2 protein-coding genes and 2 pseudogenes are annotated in these 2,772 nt (G+C 51.9%); 1 reads left to right on the top strand and 3 read right to left on the bottom strand.

Annotation, left to right across the window (positions count from 1 at the left end; genetic code table 11):
- Positions 1-101: 101 nt before the first annotated feature.
- Positions 102-266: pseudogene (locus BMY36_RS18930) on the bottom strand (IS66 family transposase zinc-finger binding domain-containing protein); the annotation flags it as partial.
- Here BMY36_RS18930 and BMY36_RS18925 point away from each other — a divergent pair.
- Positions 266-526 (top strand): annotated as a pseudogene (locus BMY36_RS18925) (integrase core domain-containing protein); the annotation flags it as partial. The pseudogenes BMY36_RS18930 and BMY36_RS18925 overlap by 1 nt on opposite strands.
- Positions 527-596: 70 nt before the next feature.
- Here the strand turns inward: BMY36_RS18925 and BMY36_RS18920 are convergent.
- Positions 597-1,949: a sensor histidine kinase gene (locus tag BMY36_RS18920; protein ID WP_050520613.1), complete on the bottom strand. Its 1,353-nt coding sequence runs from the start codon at positions 1,947-1,949 to the stop codon at positions 597-599.
- A gap of 8 nt (positions 1,950-1,957) precedes the next feature.
- Positions 1,958-2,440: a putative pterin-binding protein gene (locus tag BMY36_RS18915; protein WP_050520614.1), complete on the bottom strand. Its 483-nt coding sequence runs from the start codon at positions 2,438-2,440 to the stop codon at positions 1,958-1,960.
- Positions 2,441-2,772 lie beyond the last annotated feature (332 nt).

Here is a 2,772-nt window from a genome sequence, read left to right as displayed (position 1 = left end):
ACAGCAGCATTGACGCCAACATGAAACGCAGAACATAACAACTGGGTGGGTCAGATCTCGGTGAAAATGCAGGGTCAATTCTCAGTGGCAATTAAAAGAAACGCTTTAGCCTGAACGACCCCGGCACGCCCCTTGGGACAGGCGTATTTCGGGCGGATCGTCACGATCACCCTGTATTGGGCAGGCACCACGTCGATCCGTTCGCTGCGGTCTTCGCCAATCCGCACCATATCGTCACAACCGCACGGGCAGGCGATTGTCTCGGGTTACCATCCAGCACATCCAACCCAGTCAGCTGCAGCAGAACGCCTATATCGAACGTTACAACCGCACTGTCAGGCAAGAATGGCTGGACCAATATATCATCGAAAGCATCGAGCCTTACGGCGATTGCAGGCAATCGCCTACTGGCCAATGGCAGGCCCAAGATCACGCCAAACAATGGTTGTGTACTTACAAAAACGACCGCCCAAACATGGGCATCGGCGGCATCACTCCCGCCCAGAACCTGAAAATGGGCACGTAAGTTCTACGACCGCACCCCGCTAAAAATGGGGGATTACCAAACGACCACGCCGGAATCACAGCCCGGCATGTTAATTGTCACTGAGAGCTGGGTAGGCTTTCACAAGCTGCACTTTGAAGCTTGAGCCGCTGCCGAGTTCACTCGAGACCGTGAGGCTGCCCCCGTGGCTCTCGACGATGCCCCGTGCGATGCTGAGCCCAAGTCCCGTACCGCCTACCTTGCGATCCGTCTTTCCATCGACCTGATGAAATCTTTCAAAAATGGTATCGAGAGAGGCTTCAGGTATACCTATGCCTTCATCCCTCACTACAATAAACAGTCTGTCGACCTCGGAATGGATCGAAACTTGCACCTCACTCCCAGCTTCCGAGAATTTAATTGCATTCGATAGGAGATTTGCAATCACTTGCATGATCCGCACACCATCAACCTGCGCATAACAATCCTGTTCGTTCGGCAACTGGACGAGGCGGATACCATGTTTCTCGGCATAGGCGAGATTGGCAACAATCGAATTGCAGACCAACTCGGTTACATTTGTGACGGACATCGTCAGCGCTAGCTTGCCTGCTTGAGCCTTATCGATCTCAAGCAGGTCGCCGATAAGCGCTGTCAGAGTATCACAATTTCGGCTGGCGATTTCGAGGAGCTGCGATACTTTTTGGTTAATCTCGCCCGCCGCCCCGCCGCGAATAAGACTCAATGCTCCCGATATAGACGTCAGCGGCGTCCGTAGTTCGTGGTTCACAACCGAGATGAACTGAGTCTTGGCTTCCGTCGATGCGTTGGATGCAATCAAAAGAAGCATATTTCCCTCCGAAATCTTGCGGTTATGGCGCGAATCCATGGCAATAAGAAAGATTGTGATAATGAGAGTAAGCCCAGTCAAGAGGGCCATAAGGTTTGCTAGCAGCGATATTCTGACAAGCGATTGCCGCGTTCGGAGAGCCTGATCAGATGAAGCCTTTCGCACATTGAGTGTCAATTCGCGGATGTCGGAGTTGAGAACGGCAGAGGCATCTCGCAGTGCGATTGCACTCTGAAGATCACCGTCTTCGAGCGTCTCAACTGCGGCGTTGGTTTCGAGCAAAATGTTTCTAAGCCGGGTGACCGCAGACGTATCGAGATTTAATTCCGCGAGACGCGCGGCTGTCGCACCCGTCGTGACGACATTCACACGACTCCACAAAATATCGAAACGTTGCCTTACATCGTCAGCTTTCGCCAGGCCAAGCATAAATTCGGGGATGGCCCGGTTGAGTCGAATATACTCAAATTCGATGCGACTGACGACCCACGCTGTCTGGCCGCGCTCGATCGTTTGTATGTTGCGCAGGGAGCTTTGCAGAGTCTGAAGGGTTAGCGCCGTAAACAAGACAACAATGAAGATAACCGAACCGGAAATCCAGCCGAAAAACCTCATCGATTGCTTCACTTCAGCTCGACGCTCGATAGTTGCCAGATCAAGCGGTCATTGTAACTTGCGTCACGCAGTTTCTCATGGTCGGACATGGGATAGATTATCCAGACAGGGCCCTTTTCGCGCACAGACATCTCCTTGCCGTCCATCGTTGTCGCGAGAATAACGTCGTAATCGAGAACGTCAGATGCGGGGATAGTAACAGCGTAATCGTTTAGTGCCGTGAGCACCAGATTGCTGTCGGGCTTGATTGACCCCTCTTCAAACAGATCGCGGACGAGTAGGCCAGTGAAAGTTGCTTTGGTATCGACATAGTCGTTTTCTGTCACGACCGTTGTCTGGGGCAATGCCGCGAGATCCTCGCGGGTGAAATCGGTTTTGACCTGGTTTCCATCAGAGGAGCTCACAATCCGAGTAAGGATCGTTTGTGCCTCCGACAACGACGGAAGCAGTATGACTACAGCTGTAGCCAAACGCAGCAAGAAGGTTTTCATCACTTGTCTCCAGTAATTGCCATGGACTATTTATGTCAAGCTAGTCAGAAGTCGGACGAACGTCCATAGCGACCGCGACGGTGGGATGCGCGTGAAACAAATTACTAAAGAATTCGTTCGTTTTAGTGGCGAGAGTACGGCGCCCATTCGGATTTCTTGAGCTACCCCCCAAAAATCAGACAGTGACGGAAGCTACAATCTGAGGTCCGCTAATTCCCAAGTTGAGGGAGAGTTGGTCGCGGAATTTCGGACCCGTTGTTAAGGTGGATCGCATGATGAGAGAAGTGATCCAGAATGAAGAAACGAAAGAACCATTCGCCTGATTTCAAGGC

This window comes from Pseudorhodobacter antarcticus, assembly GCF_900110135.1.
GTDB classification, from domain to species: domain Bacteria; phylum Pseudomonadota; class Alphaproteobacteria; order Rhodobacterales; family Rhodobacteraceae; genus Pseudorhodobacter; species Pseudorhodobacter antarcticus.
This window is presented reverse-complemented; position numbering and strand designations above follow the sequence as displayed.

What these genes read in the sequence shown, in the direction of transcription:
- BMY36_RS18920 (WP_050520613.1), bottom strand. Translation starts at nt 1,949, where the DNA reads ATGAGGTTTTTCGGCTGGATTTCCGGTTCGGTTATCTTCATTGTTGTC.
- BMY36_RS18915 (WP_050520614.1), bottom strand. Translation starts at nt 2,440, where the DNA reads ATGAAAACCTTCTTGCTGCGTTTGGCTACAGCTGTAGTCATACTGCTT.